This is a genomic window from Nocardioides oleivorans, assembly GCF_004137255.1.
GTDB classification, from domain to species: domain Bacteria; phylum Actinomycetota; class Actinomycetes; order Propionibacteriales; family Nocardioidaceae; genus Nocardioides; species Nocardioides oleivorans.
Genome location: NZ_SDWT01000002.1, coordinates 432203 through 452600, shown reverse-complemented (window position 1 = coordinate 452600; position 20398 = coordinate 432203). Strand labels below are relative to the sequence as shown.

The window sequence follows — 20398 nt, the reverse complement described above, 5'->3', positions numbered from 1 at the left end:
GATGACGGTCATGAGCATCACTCCTGACATCAAGGACTGGACCTGGGTCCTGGAGCGGCCGTGCCCGGAGTGCGGCTTCGAGCCGGCGGCGCAGGGGATCGGGGACCTGCCGCGGCTGGTCCACGACACCGCCATGACGTGGTCCGAGGTGCTCGCCCGCCCGTCCGTGCGCGAGCGGCCGGCGCCCGACGTGTGGTCCGACCTGGAGTACGGCTGCCACGTGCGCGACGTCCACCGGCTCTTCGCCCAGCGGCTGCGGCTGATGCTCGACGAGGACGTCCCGACCTTCGCCAACTGGGACCAGGACGCCACGGCCCTGGAGAGCGACTATCCCGCGCAGGACCCGGGGACCGTCGCGGTCGAGCTGATCGAGGCGGCCGGCACGGTCGCGGGCACCTACGCCACGATCACCGACGCCACGAGGGACCGGCGAGGACTGCGCTCCAACGGCAGCGAGTTCACCGTCGAGACCCTGGGCAGCTACCACCTGCACGACGTCGTGCACCACCTCCACGACGTGCACGCGGCCCCCGCGCGGACGCGGTCGTGAACGAGACCGTCCGCGCCTACGACCTCGACGCGAGGGCGTACGCCGACGCCACGCCCGCCGTGCCCGACTCGGTCCGTGCGGACATCGAGGACCTCGGCTCCCGACTGGGCGCCGGCGCACGGGTACTGGAGATCGGCTCCGGCGGCGGGCGCGACGCGCTGCTGCTCGAGGGGCTCGGCCTCGCGGTCCGGCGCACCGACATCACGCCCGGCTTCGTCGCGCTGCTGCGCGAGCAGGGCCACGCCGCCGACCTCCTCGACCCCGTGACCGACGACCTCGCCTCGCCGGAGGGGCCGTACGACGCCGTCTGGGCGAACGCGTCGCTCCTCCACGTCGCGCGCGCCGACCTCCCGACGGTGCTGGCCCGGCTGGCCGCGGTCACCCGACCGGGCGGCCTGCTCCGCATGTCGGTCAAGGAGGGCGACGGCGACGGGTGGTCGACGCACGGGTCGATCAGCAACCCACGCCACTTCACCTACTGGCAGTCGGGACCCCTGGGCGTCGCCGTGCGCGATGCGGGCTGGGACGAGGTGCACGTCCGCTCCGGGGTCGCGGGCAAGCGGCAGGAGTCGTGGCTCGAGGTGTCGGCGGTCCGTGGCACGGTGGCGCCATGAGGCACACCGAGTTCTGGGCCCGGCTCGACCACGCCCTGGGCAAGGCCTACTCCCGCACCTGGGCCGAGCTCACCGTCGTGCGCGACCTCGACGGCCGCACGACGAAGGAGGCCCTCGACGCCGGGGTGCCGCCCAAGCAGGTCTGGGCCGCCGTGTGGCGCCAGCTCGAGCTGCCGGACTCCGAGCGGTGAGCACGGCATGACGGTGAGCACGTCGTGACGATGGCGGTGGGCGCCGACGTCGAGGTCGTCCAGCGCCGCACCGTCCGCACGCTCGTCGTCTCGCAGGCGGTCGGCGCGGTCGGGGTCACGATCGGCGTCACCACCGCCTCGCTCCTCGCCCGGGACATCTCCGGGAGCGAGGCGATGGCCGGGCTCGCGCAGACCTTCCAGGTGCTCGGCACGGCCGCGGCGGCGTACGCACTGGCGCGGGTGATGCGCCGGCACGGACGTCGCGTCGGCCTCGTCACCGGCTACCTCCTCGGGGCCTCGGGAGCGGTGCTCGCCGTCGTGGCCGGCGTCGTCGACTCCATGCTGGTGCTGCTGGTCGGTGCCGTGCTGCTCGGCGCGACCACGGCCGTCAACAACGGGTCGCGCTACGCCGCCACCGACCTCGCGACCGAGGAGCACCGCGCCCGTGCGCTCTCGATCGTCGTGTGGGCGACGACGATCGGGGCCGTCGCCGGCCCGAACCTCGTGGGCGTCGGCGGCGTGACCGCCCGGTGGCTCGGCGTCCCCGAGCTCACCGGGGGCTTCGCGATCGGCTCCGTCGTGCTCCTCCTCGCCGCCCTGTGGGTGTGGTTGCGGCTGCGGCCCGACCCGCTGCTGCTCGCGCAGCAGACCGCGGGCGTCACGCCGTCGGCCACCTCGGGCCCGGGTGGCGACCGCTCGTGGGTCCGGTTCGTCGAGGTCGTCCGCGACGTGCCCGTCGTCGGCCACGCGGTCGTGGCGATGGCCTGCGCCCACGCGGCGATGGTGACCGTGATGATCATGACGCCGCTCCACATGGAGCACGGCGGCGCGCACCTCGAGGTCATCGGCTTCGTGATCTCGATCCACGTGCTCGGGATGTTCGCCTTCGCGCCGGTCGTCGGCTGGGCGGCCGACCGGTTCGGTCGCTCGGCGGTGCTGGTGGCCGGGGGAGTCGTGCTGATGGTCTCGCTCGCCCTGTGCGGGTCCTCGCCCCAGGGCTCGTCGTGGGAGATCTTCGTCGGGCTGTTCCTCCTCGGCCTCGGCTGGTCGTGCGCGACCGTGGCCGCCTCGACGGTCATCGCGGACCGCACGCCGATCGCCTCGCGCACCGACGTCCAGGGCACCTCCGACATGGCCATGTCGCTGACCGCGGCAGGTGGCGGTGCGCTCGCCGGAGTCATCGTCGGGGGACCGGGCTACGGCGCGCTCGCGCTCTTCGGGTCGGTGCTGGCCGCGGTGGTCGTGGTCGCGGGCCGGATGACCCGCAGCCGCGCGTGACCCGGCTCCCGGATCTGCCCGCGACACGCCGCGTGTCGAACGGTGCATCGAACACCTGTTCGGGCTAGATTCTCTCCACAGGTACGACGAGGGGCGAGGTTGTCCACAGCGTCGACGGTCCTGATCAGGGACTGTCAGTGGCTCGCCCTAGCGTCGCATAAGTACCGCAGACAACGACGAGAGAACGGGACACAGCAATGGCTGGAGCAGACCGCGAGAAGGCACTCGACGCCGCCCTCGCACAGGTGGAGAAGCAGTTCGGCAAGGGCTCGGTCATGCGACTGGGCGACGAGACGCGTGCCCCGCTCGAGGTGATCCCCACGGGGTCGATCGCCCTCGACGTGGCCCTCGGCCTCGGTGGTCTCCCGCGCGGACGCGTGGTCGAGATCTACGGTCCGGAGTCCTCCGGAAAGACGACGGTCGCCCTCCACGCGGTGGCCAGCGCCCAGGCGGCCGGCGGCATCGTCGCCTTCATCGACGCCGAGCACGCGCTCGACCCCGACTACGCGAAGAACCTCGGCGTCGACACCGACGCCCTCCTGGTCTCCCAGCCCGACTCCGGTGAGCAGGCGCTCGAGATCGCCGACATGCTGATCCGCTCCGGTGCGCTCTCGCTGATCGTCATCGACTCCGTCGCGGCGCTCGTGCCCCGGGCCGAGATCGAGGGCGAGATGGGCGACAGCCACGTCGGCCTCCAGGCCCGCCTGATGAGCCAGGCGCTGCGCAAGATGACCGGTGCCCTCAACAACTCCGGCACCACCGCCATCTTCATCAACCAGCTGCGCGAGAAGATCGGCGTCATGTTCGGCTCGCCCGAGACCACCACCGGTGGTCGCGCGCTGAAGTTCTACTCCTCGGTGCGCCTCGACGTGCGTCGCATCGAGACGCTCAAGGACGGCACTGACATGGTCGGCAACCGCACCCGCGTCAAGGTCGTCAAGAACAAGGTGGCCCCGCCGTTCAAGCAGGCCGAGTTCGACATCATGTACGGCAAGGGCATCTCCCGCGAGGGCGGCCTGATCGACGTCGGCGTCGAGGCGGGCATCATCCGCAAGGCCGGTGCCTGGTACACCTACGAGGGCGACCAGCTCGGCCAGGGCAAGGAGAACTCCCGCAACTTCCTGCGCGACAACCCCGACCTCGCCAACGAGATCGAGAAGCTCATCCTCGAGAAGCTCGGTGTCACGCCCAGCGTCGACAAGCCCGCTGACGACCTCAGCGACGAGCCCATCGGGGTCGACGACTTCTGATGTCGGAGTCACGTCCCGCCCCCGACTGGGTCGGCGACGTCGGCCTCGGCGTCCAGGCGTGGGTGGGGCAGTCCCCGCCCACGCCGGACGAGCCGCGCAGGTCGCGGGACTCGACCGGCAGGTCTGCCGGCGCGGCGAAGGGCAGGAAGAAGTCCCGCCCCCGCCGCACGTGGGAGGAGCGGGAGGCCGCTCGGCTCGCCCGAGAGGAGGCCGCCGCCGCGGAGGTCGAGGCCGACCCCGAGGCGGTGGCCCGCAAGATCCTCCTCGACACGCTCACCGGGCAGGCCCGCACGCGCCAGGAGCTCGCCGACAAGCTCGCCAAGCGGGGCGTGCCCGACGACCTCGCCGCGGGGCTGCTCGACCGGTTCACCGAGGTCGGCCTCATCGACGACGCCGCGTTCGCGCGACAGTGGGTGGAGAGCCGGCACCGCAGCCGTGGCCTCGCCCCCATGGCCCTCAAGCAGGAGCTGCGCCGCAAGGGCGTCGCCGACGACCACGTCGCCGAGGCCCTGGAGCAGATCGACGAGACCGACCAGCGCGACGCGGCACGGGCACTGGTCGAGCGGAAGCTGCGGTCGATGCGCGGTCTCGAGCCGCAGGTGGCGACGAGACGGCTGGCGGGCCTGCTGGCGCGCAAGGGCTACTCCTCGGCGATCGCGTTCTCGGTCGTGCGCGAGGCCCTCGCCGACGCAGCCGCGGGTGATGAGGGTCTCGTGACCGACGACATGGCGCCGCCGGACGACTGACGGTTGGATGGCCTCGTGAGCAACGAGCGTGAGGTCCTGACCTACGAGCTGTTCGGCACGGCCACCCGCGACCTGGCCCAGCAGGTGGCCGACTCCGGCTACCAGCCCGACATGGTCCTCTCGATCGCCCGCGGTGGCCTGGCGCTCGGCATGGGGCTCGGCTACGCACTCGGTGTGAAGAACCTGTCCGTCCTCAACGTCGAGTTCTACACCGGCGTCGACGAGCGCCTCGACGTGCCGATCATGCTGCCGCCGACCCCGGCCGCGGTCGACCTGTCCGGGCTCAAGGTGCTCATCGCCGACGACGTCGCCGACACCGGTCGCACCCTCGAGCTGGTCCACGAGTTCTGCGAGGGCCACGTCGCCGAGGCGCGCACGGTCGTCATCTACGACAAGCCGCACTCGGTCATCAAGCCCGACTACGCCTGGCGCGAGACCGACCTCTGGATCGACTTCCCGTGGTCGGTCCTCCCGCCGGTCGTCGGAAGCGGACTCGCACACTGACCCTGCCGTCGGGCCCGCGAGGGCTGAGAAGGTGGGACGGTGGAACCCGTCCCTGCTGCCGTCGTCCCTGTCGTCGTGCGGGTGCGGGGCCACGAGCTGACCGGCGCCGTCCGGCCCGCCGAGTCGTGGGCCGCAGCAGCGCGCCGGGTCGCGGCGACGGCCGCTGGGGCACCGGTGGCGACGGACCTCGCCGGCGAGACCCTGGTCTTCGCGGTGGAGCCTGACCTCACGACGACCCTGCGGGCGATGACGTACGGCGACCTGCCGGTCCTGGCTCGCTGGCTGGGCGAGCCGCACGTGCAGCGCTGGTGGCACCACGAGGGCGAGCCGAGCCAGGAGCGGGTTGCGGCGACCTACGGCCCCCGCATCGACGGCACCACCCCGATCCGGATGTGGGTGGCCGAGGTCAACGGGCGCTCGGTGGGGTTCGTGCAGGACTACCGGATCCGCGACTTCCCCGACTTCGCGCTGCTGACCCCGGACCCGGACGCGGTCGGGCTCGACTACGTCATCGGCGAGCCGGACTGGGTCGGACGCGGGATCGGGGCACGGGTGCTCTGGACGTGGATGGTGCGTGCGGCCACGCGGTTCCCGGACGCCACCGGGTTCTTCGCCGCCCCCGACCACCGCAACGCCGCGTCGCTGCGCGTGCTCGACAAGGTGGGCTTCGTGCGGGGCACGTGGTTCGACGAGCGGCAGCGAGACGGTGGTGTGGCGACCGTGGTGGGGTGCACGCTCGACGTGCGTCGGGTGCTCGGCTGACGACCGTCGGTCATGATGTCCCCATGACCACCTCTCCCATCGCCGATGCCCTGCGGCTGCCCGCCGGCCCGGTCGACCTCACCGCCATCGAGACCGATGCCGCGCCCGGGTTCGACGGCAAGAAGGCCGACGGCAAGGGGGCGCTCTTCGCGATGGGCGACGAGCTTGCCGACCTGCAGGAGCGGCTCTGGGCCCAGCGCACCGTGGGGTCGGAGCGTCGCGTGCTCCTGGTGCTCCAGGGCATGGACACCAGCGGCAAGGGTGGCGTCCTGCGCCACACGATCGGCCTGGTCGACCCGCAGGGCGTGCGGATCACCAGCTTCAAGGCACCCACCGACGAGGAGCGCGCCCACGACTTCCTGTGGCGGATCGAGAAGGGCCTCCCGCCGGCCGGCTACATCGGGGTCTTCGACCGCAGCCACTACGAGGACGTGCTGATCGCCCGCGTGCACGAGCTCGCCGAGCCTGCCGAGATCCAGCGTCGCTACGGCGCGATCAACGACTTCGAGGCCCGGCTCGCGGACCAGGGCGTCTCGATCATCAAGTGCATGCTGCACGTCGGCGCCGACGAGCAGAAGGCGCGGCTCGCCGCGCGGCTGGACAACCCGGACAAGCACTGGAAGTACAACCCCGGCGACCTCGACGAGCGGGCCTTCTGGTCGGCCTACCGTGAGGCCTACGAGATCGCGCTCGAGCGGACGAACACCGACGTCGCGCCGTGGCACGTGGTCCCGGCCGACAAGAAGTGGTTCCGCAACCTCGCCGTCGCCCAGCTCCTGCTCGACACGCTTCGCGGGCTCGACCCGCAGTGGCCGGCCGCCGACTTCGACGTCGAGGCGGAGAAGAAGCGCCTGGCCGAGGAGTCCCCGGTCCAGTGACGCTTCAGCACGTCTCCGTCACCCGCTACGTCACCCCGCTCCGCGAGGGCGGCAGCCTGCCCGGCATCGTCGAGGCCGACGACCTGGGCACCTACGTCTGCAAGTTCCGCGGTGCCGGCCAGGGGGCCAAGGTCCTCGTCGCGGAGGTGGTCGTCAGCGAGCTCGCCACCCGGCTGGGCCTGCGCACCCCGCGACTCGTCGTGCTCGACCTGGACCCCGAGATCGCCCGCTACGAGGCGGACGAGGAGGTCCAGGACCTCATCCGGGCGAGCGTGGGTCCCAATCTCGGCATCGACTTCCTGCCCGGCTCGTTCGGCGTCGACGGCCAGGTCTCGGTCGCCGACGACGAGGGCGCGCGGGTGCTCTGGCTCGACGCCTTCACCGCCAACGTCGACCGGTCCTGGCGCAACCCCAACCTGCTGCTGTGGAACGGGGACCTCTGGGTCATCGACCACGGCGCCTCGCTCTACTTCCACCACGGCTGGCGGAGCGGGGTGACCGATCCCGCGAAGTTCGCCGCCCAGCCCTGGGACGTCAGCGGGCACGTCTTCGAGACCTGCGCGGCCCGGGCGCGCGAGCTCGACGGGGAGATCGCGGCGTCGCTCGGCCGCGAGGTCTTCGTCGAGGTGCTGGCCGCCGTCCCCGACGTGTGGCTCGAGCCGCTCCCGGGCACCGACGGCACCGAGGGCACCGAGCTCGGTCCGGACGAGCTGCGGGCGGCCTATGTCGACTTCCTGACCGCGCGGCTCGGCACCCGCCAGTGGCTGCCCGGCCACGACGGCGAGGTCGCGCCGTGACCCGGCTCGCCTACCAGTACGTCGTGCTGCGCTGCGTGCCGAGGCCCGAGCGCGAGGAGTTCCTCAACGTCGGGGTCGTGCTCCACTGCCAGTCGGCCGACTTCCTCGACGCGGTGTGGAACGTCGACGCCGACCGGTTGCACGCCCTCGACGCCGGCATCGACGTCGACCAGGTCTGCGAGGCGCTGGGCTTCGTCGACTGGGTCTGCCGCGGCGACGAGCGTGGAGGCGCGGCCGCCCGGCAGTCCCTCGGCCAGCGGTTCGGGTTCCTCAAGGCCCCGCGCAGCACGGTGCTCCAGCCGGGTCCGGTCCACGGCGGCGTCACCGACGACCCGGCGCGCCAGCTCGAGCACCTGCGCGAGCGCCTCGTCGGGTAGCCCCGTGGGGTTGATACTCGTGGGGTGAGCCAGTCCGGCGACGCCGTCCGGTTCCGGCTGTCCTCCGCGCTGGTCGTGGAGGCCGCCGGACGCTCGTTCGCGGGCGGCGAGCTGGGCAGCCGCAAGGCGCGGACGTTCCTCGCGCTGCTCGCCGCCTCCGGGGGCACCACGAGCACGGACCGCATCGTGGAGGCGCTCTGGCCCGACGCGGTGCCGGCCGATCCGGGAGCCAACGTCGCCACGCTGGCGAGCCGGATCCGCCGGACGCTGGGTCCGGTGCTGGGTCGCGACCTGGTGGTCGGGGTGCCGGGGTCCTACCGCCTCGGCGGCACCTGGACGGTCGACCTGGCCGAGGCCGCGCTGCTGGCCTCGGAGGCCGGAGCCCGGCTCGGCCTCGGCGAGCACGCGCTCGCCGAGGCGTCTGCCGCGGCCGCCCTCGGCCTGCTCGGCAACGGCCCTGCCCTCCTCGACGAGGACGACGTCGACTGGGTCGTGCAGGTGAGGCGTGAGGCCGACGACGTGCGCCGCGAGGCACGCCACCACCGCGTCGTGGCGCTTCTCGCGCTCGACCCCGCGCGGGCCGTGGCCGTCGCCTCGGCCGGCGTGGACGCGGACCGCTTCGACGAGCGCGCGGTGCGCGACCTGATGCAGGCACTGGCCGCGGACGGGCGCGTGTCGGCGGCCTTGTCGACGTACGACGCCGTGGCCCGCGCCCTGCGCAGCGAGCTCGGCACCGACCCCGACCGGGCGACGGCCGACCTCCACCTGGCCCTGCTGCGCGACGCGGAGCCGGCTCCGCAGGCGACGGTGGCGGTGCCGGCCCCGCGCGATCCGCCCGACCAGCCGTCACTGGTGGGCCGCGACCCGGAGCTCGCGGTCGTGCGCGAGGCCTGGCACGCCGCGGTCGGCGGAGGGGCCGACGGCGTCGTGCTCGTCGTCGGCGAGGGCGGCATCGGCAAGACCGGCCTGCTCGACGCGGGCGCAGCCCACTGCGCCGCCACCGGGGGCCAGGTCCTCCGGGGACGCTGCCACCCCGCGGAGAGGTCGCTCTTCCTCCAGCCCTACGTCGACGCCCTCCGTCCGGCGCTCGTGGGACTGCGGCCGGACGCGCTGCTGGCCGTCGTCCGCGACCACGAGGCCGCGTGGGTCGCCCTGCTCCCGGACCTCGCCGAGGTGGTGCGCGGCACGACCGCCCCACCCGTCGACCACGACCTGCACCGCCGCTCGACGTACGACGCCGTGGTCGCGGGCCTGCGCCGGCTCGCCGCCACGCGTCCGGTCGTGCTCGTCCTCGACGACCTCCAGGACGCGGGTGCCGCGACGGTCGACCTCCTGGGACACCTCGCCGGTCGCCTCGGTGGTGCCCGCGTCCTGCTCGTGGGAGCGGTCCGCAGCGAGGACCCTTCCGTGGCCGAGCGGCTCGGCGACCGCGCGCGGCACCTGCGGCTCGGACCCCTCCCGGCCGAGGCGGTGGACGAGCTGGCGGCTGCGGCCGGGCTGTCGGTGCACGGTGGCCAGGTGATGGCCCGCACCGCCGGACACACCCTGAGCGTGGTCGAGTGCCTGCGTGCCCTGCAGGGTGGCGACGACGGCGTGCCCGCCTCGTTGGCGGCAGGCGTCCGCGCCCGTGTCGACCGGCTCGAGCCCGGTCCCCGAGCGGTGGTCGAGGCCGGTGCCGTCCTGCGACGCCGCCTCGACCCGCGACTGCTGGGCGCGCTGGCCGAGACGTCGGAGGTCGCCGCGTCCCGGCACGGCGAGGAGCTCACGCTCGCCGGGCTGTTCGTGCGCAGCGGTGCGGTCTACGAGTTCGCCAACGACCTGCTCCAGGAGTGCGTGTACGCCGCCCTCCCGCAGGCGGTCGCCGCCGCCTACCACCGCCGCGCCGCGGACCTCACCGCCGATCGGCCCGAGGTGATGGCCGACCACGCCCGTGCCGTCGGCGACGACGCGCGCGCGGCGCGGGGCTGGCTCCTCGCGGGTGAGGCGGCGCTGCTCAGCGCCGCGGTCGAGGACGCCCGGACGCTGGTCGAGCGGTGCCTGGCCGTTCTGTCGGTCGCGGCCGACACGCGTGCCCGGGCGCTGCTCGTGCGCGCCCGGGTGCACGAGGCCGGCACCAGCTGGACGGCCGCGATCCAGGACATCGACGAGGCCCTGGCCTGGGCCCGGGCCAGTGGCGAGCGACGTCTCGAGCTCGCCGCCCTCCGCGCGCGTGGCGGGGACGCCGCGATCGGCGCGCAGGTCAGGCCCGACGAGATCGGCCGTGCGCTGGAGGACGGCGTCCGGCTGGCGGCCGAGCTCGGTGACCGACGCGCCGAGGCCGACTTCGCGTGCCGCCTCTCCGTCCTGGAGGCCAGCCGCCTGCAGCTCGCGGGGGCGCGAGCCCGGGCCGAGCGGGCCGTCGACCGCGCCCGCTCCGCGGGCTCGGCGGAGGCGCTCCTCCTGGCCCTCGACGGACTGAAGACGACCGCGTGGTACCTCGGTGACGCGCCCCGTCTCGCCTCCGTGCTCGACCAGCTCCAGCCGCTGCTGGCCGCGCGCCCCGACCCCTGGCTGCACCAGTGGGTGGTCTTCGAGTCGGCCTTCGTGCCGGCGGCGTACGACGACTGGGCGGGCGCGCGCGAGCGGATCGAGGAGGCGCTGGACCTCAACCGGCGCAGCGGGTTCCCGGCCTACGCGGGCTGGCTCACGTCCTACCAGGCGTGGCTGCTCCGGCTCGAGGGAGACCTCGATCAGGCCCGGCGACTGGGCCGGGCCGCGGTGGAGGCGACGTCGGCCGTCGGTCATCCGTGGTGGCACTCCTGGGCGGCGGGACTGCTGGCCGCCACCCTCGTCGAGACCGGGGACCACGCCGAGGCCGTCGCGGTGGCGCGCTCCGGGCTCGCCGCGCTGAGCGGCACCGCCCGCCCCGGGCGACTGCTGTGCGCCGCCACCCTGGCCGCCATGACGGGGGAGGGCACCCGCGAGGCGAGCGAGGCACTCACCCGGGTGGCCTGCCCGCCCGGTGGCGCCTGGGTCCTCGGCGCGGACGCCTACCTCCTGCTGGCCGAGGCGGCCCGGCGGCGCGGCGACGTGGAGGCTGCGGACCGGCTGCTGGCACCGCTGCGGGAGGCGACGTCGGACCTGTGGCCGGCCGTGCGGGCACGGGTCGAGGCCGCTCAGAGCACGTCGAGCACCATCCTGGCCGCCCGCTCGGCGCCGTCGGACGGCACCGGGAGGTAGTCCACCTGCTGTGCGAGCGCGCCGACGAGCGCGTCGGCCAGCCGCTCGGGGGACGTGTCGGCGTACGCCATCGCGCGGCCGGCACGGTGCCGGTCGAGCCGGTGCCGCACGTGCACCTGTTGCTCGAAGTGGTGCTCCAGGGGGACGTAGACGAAGGGGCGTCCCGCCGCCGTCAGCTCCATCGTGGTGCTGAGCCCACCCTGGACCAGCGCCACGTCGCACGCCGCGTGGTGCAGGTCGAGGTCCGGCAGGAACCCGTGCGACTGCACCCCGTCCGGCAGGTCGAGCGACCGGGGATCGATGCGTGGGCCGGCGACCACGACCATGCGCAGCCCCGGCACCCGGGCCGCCATCGGTGCGTACGCCGCGACCGCGCGCCGCAGCAGGTGGTGGCCCACGCCCGAGCCGCCGACGGAGACCAGGCAGACCACCTCGTCGGGGCGGTAGCCCAGGCGCTCGCGCAGCTCGTCGCGGCGTGCCGGGTCGGGGCGCCGGCCCATGACGTAGCCGGCGAAGTCGAAGTGCTCCTGCGTCCACGTCCGCGCGGACGGCAGGCCGGGCCCGAGCGGCAGGTCCACGACGTCGGCCGCGTCGCCGACGAACACCGCCCGGTCGCGCAGGGAGGGTGAGCTCGCCACGTGCTCGACCATCTCGGCGTTGTAGTCGGCCGTCAGGAACGCCTCGCGCTCGCCCCCGTCCGGCATAGGCACCCAGCCGACGAAGTCGGTCATCCAGACGAAGGGCGCCCGCTTCGACGACGGGTGCTCGTGGAGGAAGTGGTCGAGGTCCCACGCCTCGTCGCCCACCCACAGGTCGAACCGCTCCCGGGCGACGAGGTCGTCGAAGACCATGAAGTTGTTGACCAGGACCTCGTCCATCCGGCGTACGGCGTCGAAGGCGTGCAGGTCGTGCTCGCCGCACTCGGCCTCGAAGTGCCCGGACTCGCTGGCGAGCAGCCGCGACGCCGGGTGCACCACCTCGCCCCGGTGCTCGAGGAACTCCGCCACCGGCGACTGGGTCAGCCACTGCACCTCGAGCTCGGGGCGCAGCTCACGCATCGCCTCGACGACCGCGAGGTCGCGGCGCACGTGCCCCAGGCCGATGGGCGAGGAGAGATAGAGGAGCTTCGGCCGCCGACGGCCGTCGCGCCGCGGACGGGGCACCGGTACGGCGCCCACGGCGCGGTCCACGAACGACTTGAGCGCCCGGTTCACCAGCACCGGGTGGCGGGCCATCGGCAGGTGTCCGGACCCGTCGAGCACGAGGTGCTCGGCGCCGGTCCACGCCACGACGCTCTCCCCGCGTCCCGGCGGCTGGCACAGGTCGGCGGTGCCCTGGACGACGAGCACCGGTGCGGTGATGCCGCGCAGGAGCGACTCCGCCTCCGCGGTGGTGTCCGGGAAGCGGGGCGCGGCGTTCTCGGCGAGGATCACCTGACCGGTGGTCTGCCGGGTGAACCCGACGACGTCCTCGAGCTGCTTGGTGGAGTGCGGCTCGGGCAGCATCTGGTCGAAGAAGAACTCGGCGTAGTCCGGCCAGTGCTCGGGCAGGTAGTGGCGGTTGTTGCCCCTCCAGCCCGAGTAGTCGTCCAGCTCCTCCTCGAAGCGCAGGGCCGCCTCGAGGCGGACCGGGTAGGGCGAGGTGTCGTCGCGCGCCCACGGCGCCACGGCGGCCACGCCCAGCACGCGATCGGGGTGCAGGGCCGCGGTGAGCAGTGCCTGCCACGCGCTCACGCAGATCCCGACGAGGACCGCGCGCTCGATGCCAAGCTGGTCCATCACCGACAGCGTGTGCTCGACCATCGCGAGGTCGCCGTAGGCCTCGGGGTCGAGCGCACGCCCCGACCGGCCGTTGCCGGGAGGGTCGATCGCGACGACCCGGAAGTGCTGCGCGAGGTAGGGCACCTGGCCCTTCCACGCGCCACTGTTGACGCAGGTGTCGATCGGCACGAAGAGCACAGTCGTCGCGGCGGTGTCGTTGAAGGACTCCCAGGCCAGGCTCACCCCGTCGACCTCGACGTGCCCCTCGCTGTCCGGCTCCCGTGCTCGCATGTCCTCACCCTCGTCCCCGGTGGTTGCAGGGCGGTTGCAATCGCGACGCAACCGGAGCCGCGCACCCTCACCGGACAGCATCCACCCGGGATGCCCCGGAGAGGGAGACCCAGATGACCACGACCGAACAGACCCCCGCGCCAGCCATCGACATGGACACGCTGATGGCGTTCGTCGGCGCCTTCGTCGGCGACCTCGGCGCCACGATGGGCGCCGGCAACGTGCTCCTCGGCGAGCGCCTCGGGCTCTACCGCGCGCTCGCCCAGCAGCCGGGCGACGCCCGGTCGCTCGCCGAGGCGACCGGCACCGACCCGCGCTACGTGGAGGAGTGGCTGCGCGGGCAGGCCGCGGGCGGGTACGTCGAGCACGACGCCGCCACCGGGACGTACTCCATGACGCCGGAGAAGGCCTTCGCCCTCACCGACCCGTCCGGTCCGGTGTTCCTGCCGGGAGCCTTCGAGCTCGCCCTCGGCGCGCTCAAGGCGCTGCCGGAGATCGAGCACGCCTTCCGCACCGGCGCCGGCTACGGGTGGCACGAGCACGACGAGGACGTCTTCACCGGCTGCGAGCGATTCTTCCGCCCCGGCTACCTCATGCACCTGCTGCCGGAGTGGATCCCGGCGCTCGACGGCGTCCCCGCGCGGCTCGAGCGCGGGGCACGGGTCGCGGACCTCGGCTGCGGCCACGGCGCCTCGACGGTGCTGATGGCCCAGGCCTTCCCGAACAGCTCGTTCATCGGGTCCGACTACCACCAGGGGTCGATCGAGTCGGCGCGACAGCGCGCCGAGGACGCAGGCGTCGCCGCGCGCGTGCGCTTCGACGTCGCCGGTGCGCAGACGCTCGCCGAGCACGACCTCGACCTGGTGACGACCTTCGACTGCCTGCACGACATGGGTGACCCGCTGGGCGCCGCGCAGCACGTCCGGCGCTCGCTCGCCCCCGACGGCACCTGGATGATCGTCGAGCCGGCCGCGGGCGACACGGTCGCGGCGAACCTCAACCCGGTGGGTCGGGTGTTCTACGGGTTCTCCACGTTCCTGTGCGTCCCCAACGCGGTCTCCCAGCCCGGCGGCTACGCACTCGGTGCGCAGGCGGGCGAGGCGGCGATCCGCCAGGTGGTGACCGACGCCGGGTTCACCCGGTTCCGCAAGGTCGCGGAGACGCCGTTCAACCACGTGTACGAGGCGCGCCCCTGACGCAGCGGGTGGGCGCTGGCACCATGCTGCCCATGACGTACGTGGGTGCGGTGCGGGCGGCCCTGGCCGACGGGGGAGACGCGGCCAGGGCCGCCCAGCAGCAGGCCTACATGAAGTCGGCGCTGCCCTACGCCGGGTTCGCCGCACCCGAGCTGAAGGCGCTCCTGGGGCCGATCCTCGCCGAGCACCGGTTCATCGACCGCGCCCAGTGGGAGGACGCCGTCCTCGAGCTCTGGGACGACGTGAGCGTCCGCGAGGAGTGGTACGCCGCGATCGCCCTGCTGCGGCACCGGTCCTACCGGCAGTGGCTCGACCCCGGCCTGCTGCCGCTCCTCGAGCACCTCGTGCGGACCGGTGCCTGGTGGGACGTGGTCGACGAGGTCGCCGGCCACCTGGTCGGTCAGGTGCTGCTGGACCACCGAGTGGTCGTCACGCCGGTGATGGACGCCTGGTCGGTCGACCCCGACTCGATGTGGGTCCGGCGCACGGCGATGATCGCGCAGCTCCGGCACGAGGACGAGACGGACACCGACCTGCTGGACCGCGCGCTGGTGGCCAACCTGGACGACACGGCCTTCGGCAGGGAGTTCTTCGTGCGCAAGGCGCTCGGCTGGGCGCTGCGGCAGCACGCGCGCACGGATCCGGCGTGGGTCCTGTCGTTCGTCGGGACCCACGCCGATCGCCTGAGCGGGCTCTCCCGGAGGGAGGCCCTCAAGCACCTCTGATCAGACCGGGACCAGCTCGACCGCGCCGACGGCGTAGCGGGCCAGGATCGCGCGGGCGACGGCCGGGTGGGCGCCGAGCGGGTCGGAGACCGCGACCGCGCCGGCCTCGATCGCGAGCTCGCCGGCCCGGTCGGGCAGCCTGCCCGGCGCGAGGAAGAACGACGCGACCGCGATGTGGCGCTTGCCCTCCGCGCGGAACGCGCGCACGGCCTCGCCGGTGGCCGGGGGAGCGGCCGAGGCGAACGCCGCCGTCACGGGGAGCTTGTGGCGGGTGGCCCAGGTGCGGGCGATGCGGGCGACCGACTGGTTGGCCAGCGGGTCGGACGAACCGGCTGCGGCCAGGACCAGCGCGTCGAGCTCGCGGACGCGGGCGTCCCTCAGCGCGTCGCGGAGGCGGACGTCGAGCACCTCGAGGAACGCGGCCTCCATGCCGAGGATCCGGCTGGCCTGGATCCTGACGCCCTCGTGGCGCGCCATCGCGGACGCGATGGCCTCGGGGACGTCGACCTTGGCGTGGTAGGCCTCGGTGAGGAGCAGCGGCACGACGACGATCTCGTCGAACCCGGCCTTCACCAGGCGATCGACGACCGTGTCGAAGCTCGGCTTGGACAGGTCGAGGAAGGCCGTCTCGACGCGGAGGTCGGGGCGCATGCCCTTCACCTCGGCGACGAGCGACTTGATCGTCGCGGCAGAACGCGGGTCCCGGCTTCCGTGAGCCAGGGCAACCAGAGCAGGAGCAGCCATCAGGGGTGCCTCCGATCGTGTGTGGTGCGGTGGTGCTGGGTGAGGGATGCGACGACGGTGTCGCGTGTTCCGAGAGGTGCGTGGAGTGGCGTCATGCGTGGATGCCGCACTCGGTCTTGGTGGTGCCGGCCCATCGCCCGCTGCGCGGGTCGTCGCCGGGGGCGACGCGTCGCGTGCAGGGCCAGCAGCCGATGCTGGGATAGCCGTCATGGACGAGCGGGTTCACCAGCACGCCGTTCTCGAGGATGTAGGTGTCGATCTGCTCGTCGCTCCAGCGGGCCAGCGGGGAGACCTTGACCTTGCCCTTGCGCGCGTCCCAACCGACGACAGGCGCGATGACCCGGTTGTGGGTCTCGGCGCGACGCAGGCCGGTGGCCCAGGCGTCGTACTCGGACAGCGTGTCGTTGAGCGGCTTCACCTTGCGCAGCGCGCAGCACAGGTCGGGGTCGGTCTTGTAGAGGTCCTTGCCGTACTGCTCGTCCTGCTCGGCGACGCTCAGCGAGGTGCTGACGGTGCGCAGGTTGACCGGCAGCGTCGCCTCGACGGCGTCGCGGGTGCCGATCGTCTCGATGAAGTGGTAGCCGGTGTCGAGGAAGACCACGTCGATCCCGGGCGCCACTTTCGAGGCCAGGTGCGCCAGGACGGCGTCGCCCATCGACGAGGTGATCGCGAACCGGTCGCCGAAGGTGGCGACGGCCCACTCGATGATCACCTCGGCCGGAGCGAGCTCGAGCTCGGCGCCGACGTGGGAGACCAGCTCGCGCAGCTCCTCCGGCGTACGGCCGGCGGTGTGCGTGCCCTTGAAGTCGCGGGCGGCCTGCGTGGAGAGACTCATTCCGCACCTCCCGGGTGGGGGATCATCCCGGTCATCTGGACGGTGAAGCTGCGCAGGCACGAGCGGCACTCCCAGGCGCCCGCACCCTCGCGGGGGAACAGGTTCTCGTCCCCGCAGTAGGGGCAGTGGAAGGGCTGTGCGCGCTCGCTCATGCCAGCGCCGGCTCGGGCTCGCCGCGCAGCAGCTTCTCGTCGGCGCGCGCGACCCACGGGGCGAAGCGCTCACCGGGCTCGCGGTCGTCGAGGTAGGCCTGGACCACCGACGTCACGTAGTCGTCGAGGCCCGCGCTGGTGACCTTGTGCGCCCGCAGCTTGCGGCCGAAATTGGCACCGAGCGCCAGTCCGCCGCCCAGGTGCACCTGGAAGCCCTCGACCTGCCGGCCGTCGGCGTCCATCACGAGCTGGCCCTTGAGGCCGATGTCGGCGACCTGGGTGCGGGCGCAGGCGTTGGGGCAGCCGTTGACGTTGACGGAGATGTCGGTGTCGAGCTCGGGGAAGCGCTTCTCCAGCTCGGTCACCAGCAGGCGCGCGCGCTCCTTGGTGTCGACGATGGCGAGCTTGCAGAACTCGATGCCCGTGCAGGCCATCGTGGAGCGGCGCCAGTTGCTGGGCCGCGCGGTGAGCCCGATCTTCTCGAGGTCGTCGGCGAAGGCCTCGCCCCGACCGGCCGGGACGCCGATGACGACCAGCTTCTGGTACGCCGTGAGGCGGGCGCCCTCGGCGCCGTACTGCTCGACGAGGTCGGCCAGGGCCGACAGCGTGGTGCCGTCGATGCGACCGACGACGGGAGCGGCGCCGACGTAGAGGTTGCCGTCCTTCTGCTCGTGGATGCCGATGTGGTCACCGGGGCGCACGGGCGACTCGGGGGACGGGTTGTCCACGAGCGCGCGGTGGAGGTACTCCTTCTCGAGGACCTCGCGGAACTTCTCCTTGCCCCAGTCGGCCAGCAGGAACTTCAGGCGGGCCTTGGAGCGCAGGCGGCGGTAGCCGTAGTCGCGGAAGACGCCGGCGACGCCCTCCCAGGCGTCGGCCACCTCGTCGAGGGGGATCCACACACCGAGCTTGTGGGCGAGCATCGGGTTGGTCGACAGGCCGCCGCCGACCCACAGGTCGAAGCCCGGGCCGTGCTCGGGGTGGACGGTGCCGACGAAGGCGACGTCGTTGACCTCGGGCGCGACGTCGTGGCTCGGGTGGCCGGTCAGCGCCGTCTTGAACTTGCGCGGCAGGTTGGAGAAGTCGGGGTTGCCGAGGATCCGGCGCTTGATCTCCGCGAGCGCCTCGGAGCCGTCGATGATCTCGTCCTTGGCGATGCCGGCGACCGGCGAGCCGAGGAAGGGGCGCGGGCTGTCGCCGCACGCCTCGAGCGTGGTGAGGCCGACGGCCTCGAGCCGCTCCCAGATCGCCGGGACGCTCTCGATCTCGATCCAGTGGTACTGGATGTTGTTGCGGTCGGTGATGTCGGCGGTGTCGCGGGCGTACGCCGTCGACACCTCGCCGAGCGCACGCAGGGCGGGCCCGTCGAGGATCGCGCCGTCGGTGCGCACACGCATCATGAAGAAGCGGTCGTCGAGCTCCTCCTCCTCGAGCTGGGCGGTCTTGCCGCCGTCGAACCCGGGCGCGCGCTGGGTGTAGAGGCCCATCCAGCGGAAGCGGCCACGCAGGTCGGCGGGGTCGATCGAGTCGAAGCCGCGGCGCGAGTAGGTGTAGAGGATGCGGTCCCGCACGTTGAGCGGGTCGTCGTCCTTCTTGGACTGCTCGTTCTTGTTGAGCGGCTCGGTGTAGCCGAGGGCCCACTGACCCTCCGCGCGCTTGGGGCGCGGGATCTCGGTGTTCTGGGCAGCCTGGGGCTTGAACCGGAGGTCGGGCATGTCAGGAGAGTCCTGTTCGCTGAGGAGTGCCGCGCGCGACGTTGAGCGCGGAGTGGGGGGAGAGGGGCGGCGTCAGCGATGCCAACAGGTCGCGCTGCCCACGCGCATGAGGTCGACGTGACGTCGGACCACAAGGTGTGCGTGGGTGGAAGCGGTGACCATGTCAAGAAGTCTCAGGGGTTGGACACCGGTTCCACAACCCGAAATCTTGTTATGTGAGACGAGGCGCCACGATGTGAGACAGAGCGGCCGGTGCCCGCGGCGGACGGTGCCCCGGTGCGGTCCAGGTCACACGGTCGTCGATCCGTCCACGATCGCGTGCCACCGTTCCCGGGAGCGGCCCGCGGCTCTAGTCTGTGCCGCATGACGGACTCCCTGATCAGCAGCGCGTACTCCCAGGCCCTCGAGGTCATCGCCTCCGTGGAGCCCCGGATCGCGGATGCGACCCGGAAGGAGCTCGCGGACCAGCGGGCCTCGCTCAAGCTGATCGCGTCGGAGAACTACGCCTCGCCGGCCGTGCTGATGACGATGGGCACCTGGTTCAGCGACAAGTACGCTGAGGGCACGATCGGGCACCGCTTCTACGCGGGCTGCCAGAACGTCGACACCGTCGAGTCGATCGCCGCCGAGCACGCGCGCGAGCTGTTCGGCGCGGAGTACGCCTACGTCCAGCCCCACTCCGGCATCGACGCCAACCTGACGGCGTACTGGTCCATCCTGGCCCACCGGGTCGAGGGCCCGTGGCTCTCCGACGCCGGCGTCAAGAACATGAACGACCTCTCCGAGGCCGACTGGGAGAAGCTCCGCGCGTCGCTCGGCAACCAGCGGCTGCTCGGCATGAGCCTGGACGCCGGCGGCCACCTCACCCACGGCTTCCGGCCGAACATCTCCGGCAAGATGTTCCACCAGAACCAGTACGGCACCGACCCCGAGACCGGGCTCCTCGACTACGACGCGCTGCGCGCGAAGGCCAAGGAGTTCAAGCCGCTCATCCTGGTCGCCGGCTACTCCGCCTACCCGCGCCGGATCAACTTCGCCACGATGCGCGAGATCGCCGACGAGGTCGGCGCCACGCTGATGGTCGACATGGCGCACTTCGCCGGCCTCGTCGCGGGCAAGGTGTTCACCGGCGAGGAGAACCCGGTGCCCTACGCCCACGTCGTCACCAGCACCTCGCACAAGTCGCTCCGCGGCCCGCGCGGCGGCTTCATCCTCGCCACGGAGGAGTACGCCCCCAGCGTCGACCGCGGCTGCCCGATGGTCCTCGGTGGCCCGCTCAGCCACGTGATGGCCGCCAAGGCCGTCGCGTTCGCCGAGGCGCGCACCCCGGAGTTCCAGGGCTACGCGCAGCAGGTCGCCGACAACGCGAAGTCGCTCGCCGAGGGCTTCCTGACCCGCGGAGCGAAGCTCGTCACCGGCGGCACCGACAACCACATCGTGCTGCTCGACGTGTCGTCCTTCGGCCTCACCGGCCGCCAGGCGGAGTCGGCGCTCCTGGACGCCGGCGTCGTCACCAACCGCAACTCGGTCCCGTCGGACCCCAACGGCGCCTGGTACACCTCCGGCATCCGGTTCGGCACCCCGGCGCTCACCTCGCGCGGCTTCGGCCACGACGAGTTCGACACCGTCGCCGACCTCGTCGTCGACGTGCTGTCCAACACCGAGGCGGGCACCAACAAGGCCGGCGCGCCCAGCAAGGCGACGTACGTCCTGGGCGACGGCGTCGCCGACCGCGTCACGAAGCAGTCGGCCGAGATGCTCGACAAGCACCCGCTTTACCCGGGGCTCGTCCTCAGCTGAGGCGCGACCCCGCT

General features: G+C 72.8%; 20 protein-coding genes. 15 read left to right on the top strand and 5 right to left on the bottom strand.

Features of this window, described 5'->3' with window-relative positions; translation table 11 throughout:
• Positions 1-10: 10 nt before the first annotated feature.
• The 12 genes from EUA93_RS17845 (at position 11) to EUA93_RS17790 (ending at position 11166) form a co-directional block, all read left to right on the top strand.
• Positions 11-550, top strand: coding sequence for a DinB family protein (locus EUA93_RS17845; protein WP_207208822.1), 540 nt, complete (start codon positions 11-13; stop codon positions 548-550).
• On the top strand, positions 547-1164 hold the full coding sequence (locus EUA93_RS17840) for a class I SAM-dependent methyltransferase (protein WP_129401641.1): 618 nt from the start codon (positions 547-549) through the stop codon (positions 1162-1164). Before EUA93_RS17845 ends, EUA93_RS17840 begins: the two co-directional genes overlap by 4 nt.
• Entirely contained in the window at positions 1161-1355 is a 195-nt protein-coding gene (locus tag EUA93_RS17835; protein WP_129401640.1) for a DUF3046 domain-containing protein, read from the top strand. The genes EUA93_RS17840 and EUA93_RS17835 overlap by 4 nt, the downstream gene beginning before the upstream one ends.
• A gap of 30 nt (positions 1356-1385) precedes the next feature.
• Positions 1386-2633 carry an MFS transporter gene (locus EUA93_RS17830; RefSeq protein WP_129401819.1) on the top strand — a complete coding sequence of 416 codons (1248 nt, stop codon included), beginning with the start codon at positions 1386-1388 and terminating at the stop codon, positions 2631-2633.
• Positions 2634-2830: 197 nt separating this feature from the next.
• The gene (gene recA / locus EUA93_RS17825; RefSeq protein ID WP_129401639.1) at positions 2831-3883 is read left to right on the top strand and encodes a recombinase RecA; all 1053 of its coding nucleotides are present in this window, start codon (positions 2831-2833) and stop codon (positions 3881-3883) included.
• Positions 3883-4629 carry a regulatory protein RecX gene (locus EUA93_RS17820; RefSeq protein WP_129401638.1) on the top strand — a complete coding sequence of 249 codons (747 nt, stop codon included), beginning with the start codon at positions 3883-3885 and terminating at the stop codon, positions 4627-4629. Before recA ends, EUA93_RS17820 begins: the two co-directional genes overlap by 1 nt.
• Before the next feature lie 15 nt (positions 4630-4644).
• The gene (locus EUA93_RS17815; protein ID WP_129401637.1) at positions 4645-5133 is read left to right on the top strand and encodes a phosphoribosyltransferase; all 489 of its coding nucleotides are present in this window, start codon (positions 4645-4647) and stop codon (positions 5131-5133) included.
• A 39-nt stretch (positions 5134-5172) separates the two neighbouring features.
• Positions 5173-5895, top strand: coding sequence for a GNAT family N-acetyltransferase (locus EUA93_RS17810; protein ID WP_129401636.1), 723 nt, complete (start codon positions 5173-5175; stop codon positions 5893-5895).
• A 23-nt stretch (positions 5896-5918) separates the two neighbouring features.
• Positions 5919-6773 carry a PPK2 family polyphosphate kinase gene (locus tag EUA93_RS17805; protein ID WP_129401635.1) on the top strand — a complete coding sequence of 285 codons (855 nt, stop codon included), beginning with the start codon at positions 5919-5921 and terminating at the stop codon, positions 6771-6773.
• The gene (locus EUA93_RS17800) at positions 6770-7570 is read left to right on the top strand and encodes a HipA family kinase (RefSeq protein WP_129401634.1); all 801 of its coding nucleotides are present in this window, start codon (positions 6770-6772) and stop codon (positions 7568-7570) included. Before EUA93_RS17805 ends, EUA93_RS17800 begins: the two co-directional genes overlap by 4 nt.
• Complete coding sequence (locus EUA93_RS17795) at positions 7567-7947, top strand: DUF3037 domain-containing protein (RefSeq protein ID WP_129401633.1); 381 nt, start codon at positions 7567-7569, stop codon at positions 7945-7947. The genes EUA93_RS17800 and EUA93_RS17795 overlap by 4 nt, the downstream gene beginning before the upstream one ends.
• Positions 7948-7971: 24 nt before the next feature.
• The gene (locus EUA93_RS17790) at positions 7972-11166 is read left to right on the top strand and encodes an AAA family ATPase (protein WP_129401632.1); all 3195 of its coding nucleotides are present in this window, start codon (positions 7972-7974) and stop codon (positions 11164-11166) included.
• Here the strand turns inward: EUA93_RS17790 and EUA93_RS17785 are convergent.
• A complete protein-coding gene (locus EUA93_RS17785; protein WP_129401631.1) occupies positions 11103-13217 on the bottom strand; it encodes an alpha/beta hydrolase in 2115 nt (704 codons plus the stop codon). The two genes, EUA93_RS17790 and EUA93_RS17785, sit on opposite strands and share 64 nt — an antisense overlap.
• A gap of 113 nt (positions 13218-13330) precedes the next feature.
• On the opposite strand from EUA93_RS17785, the gene EUA93_RS17780 reads away from it, so the two are divergent.
• Together EUA93_RS17780 and EUA93_RS17775 are read left to right on the top strand one after the other, a co-directional pair.
• On the top strand, positions 13331-14413 hold the full coding sequence (locus EUA93_RS17780; protein ID WP_207208821.1) for a class I SAM-dependent methyltransferase: 1083 nt from the start codon (positions 13331-13333) through the stop codon (positions 14411-14413).
• Between the two features lie 32 nt (positions 14414-14445).
• Complete coding sequence (locus EUA93_RS17775; protein WP_242497489.1) at positions 14446-15138, top strand: DNA alkylation repair protein; 693 nt, start codon at positions 14446-14448, stop codon at positions 15136-15138.
• On the opposite strand, the gene EUA93_RS17770 is transcribed toward EUA93_RS17775, so the two are convergent.
• The 4 genes from EUA93_RS17770 to EUA93_RS17755 form a co-directional block, all read right to left on the bottom strand.
• Entirely contained in the window at positions 15139-15882 is a 744-nt protein-coding gene (locus tag EUA93_RS17770) for a sirohydrochlorin chelatase (protein ID WP_129401629.1), read from the bottom strand.
• Positions 15883-15973: 91 nt separating this feature from the next.
• A complete protein-coding gene (locus tag EUA93_RS17765; RefSeq protein WP_129401628.1) occupies positions 15974-16717 on the bottom strand; it encodes a phosphoadenylyl-sulfate reductase in 744 nt (247 codons plus the stop codon).
• On the bottom strand, positions 16714-16869 hold the full coding sequence (locus EUA93_RS17760; RefSeq protein WP_242497488.1) for an eL43 family ribosomal protein: 156 nt from the start codon (positions 16867-16869) through the stop codon (positions 16714-16716). The genes EUA93_RS17765 and EUA93_RS17760 overlap by 4 nt, the downstream gene beginning before the upstream one ends.
• The gene (locus EUA93_RS17755) at positions 16866-18584 is read right to left on the bottom strand and encodes a nitrite/sulfite reductase (protein ID WP_129401626.1); all 1719 of its coding nucleotides are present in this window, start codon (positions 18582-18584) and stop codon (positions 16866-16868) included. Before EUA93_RS17755 ends, EUA93_RS17760 begins: the two co-directional genes overlap by 4 nt.
• 363 nt (positions 18585-18947) lie before the next feature.
• Here EUA93_RS17755 and EUA93_RS17750 point away from each other — a divergent pair, with 363 nt between their 5' ends.
• The gene (locus EUA93_RS17750; RefSeq protein WP_129401625.1) at positions 18948-20384 is read left to right on the top strand and encodes a glycine hydroxymethyltransferase; all 1437 of its coding nucleotides are present in this window, start codon (positions 18948-18950) and stop codon (positions 20382-20384) included.
• The last annotated feature ends 14 nt before the right edge of the window (positions 20385-20398 follow it).